Origin of the sequence: Dokdonella immobilis (assembly GCF_900115085.1) — a bacterium.
GTDB classification, from domain to species: Bacteria; Pseudomonadota; Gammaproteobacteria; order Xanthomonadales; family Rhodanobacteraceae; genus Dokdonella; species Dokdonella immobilis.
This window is the reverse complement of the sequence record NZ_FOVF01000076.1, coordinates 1-1,181: the sequence shown is the minus strand read 5'-3', so window position 1 is coordinate 1,181 and position 1,181 is coordinate 1. Positions and strand designations below refer to the sequence as shown.

General features: G+C 52.4%; 1 protein-coding gene and 1 pseudogene. Both read left to right on the top strand.

The window, feature by feature from the left end; genetic code table 11:
• Positions 1-682: 682 nt before the first annotated feature.
• Positions 683-883: pseudogene (locus BM125_RS21065) on the top strand (HEPN domain-containing protein); the annotation flags it as partial.
• Positions 884-895: 12 nt separating this feature from the next.
• A partial coding sequence (locus BM125_RS20385; RefSeq protein ID WP_245779005.1) for a hypothetical protein occupies positions 896-1,181 on the top strand: 286 nt, incomplete at its 3' end.

Sequence of the window (1,181 nt, the reverse complement as noted above, 5' to 3'; positions counted from 1 at the left end):
ATTAGAGTTAGTTTTGATGGGCGCAAGCTATTTTCCGGTTGGTCGTCTTATGAGACTACTCCGGCGAGTAGCACGACCGAAGCTTTTGAGCGGGTATGGAATGCATTGCGCTTGCTCCTGTTGGGTGTCAATGCCTAACTTTTCATTCGAGCCGACGTGCTAACGCACGCGGCTCAATTCTGGTGTTGGGCTTATGAGAATGCTATTTCAATTGATGCTTGCAATGCTGCCTATTTCGCAAGCATGCGCCTCATCGCGGCCATCTCAAGTGAGTTCTGGCGTTCCATCAGTATTGGAAAAAAAGCTTCATGCTCTCGCGGGATCGTCCGCAAAAAATTGTGGGTTCGCTTCGGGCGCAGAGAAATTGACTTCCGGTAATGCCTGCATGCAATCCGCTCGTGCTCAAGGCTCTCCGTTTACGTTTGCTTGGGGCCCTGCAATTGGTCAATCTGGTATTTGGTTTGCGTGGGCCGGGACAGATGACGGCAAGGTATATCAACTACTTCTCACGAAAGGTTCCGAAAACGTCAAGGACATTCTGGTAGCTGAGTGCGTAGAGTTCGAGATCACTGAAGAGAAGGGCGTGCACTGTACTATTGGTGGTTAACGGCAGCCCAACTATTCGTCCAAGCCGACCGCTAACGCGGCGGCTTAACTCTGGTGTTAGCGCTCACTACACATTATGGCGACGACCTCAAAGTTTCCTCCCCACATCTCTCAGTTCCACGAGAACCTAGGAGAGGTGACTCAGCTCATCGGAATTCACGCCCACTTAGGTGGCACGGGTCCTGGCAGGCGGCGTGACGTCGAGGTCCTTAACAAAAGTGCAATTGTTCTGCTAGTCGCGTGCTGGGAGTCATACGTCGAGGATTTGGCCAGCCTCGCTCTCGACTTCATGATCACAAACGCAAAGGATCATTCTGCTTTCCCCAAAGCGGTTCTAGATCGCGTTGCATCGCAATACAGCGGGCCAAATGCATGGATGCTTGCCGGGGATGGCTGGAAAAAGGCCTTACGCGACAACTATGCGGGAATCCTCGCAAAGACAGCAGGCTCGCTTAACACTCCGCGCTCCGCTCAAGTCGACGATTTGTTCGCAAAGACGATTGGGCTACAGTCGATATCAAAGTGCTGGCATTGGCGTGGCCGCACTAACGACAAGGCAATCGCCGCACTAGATG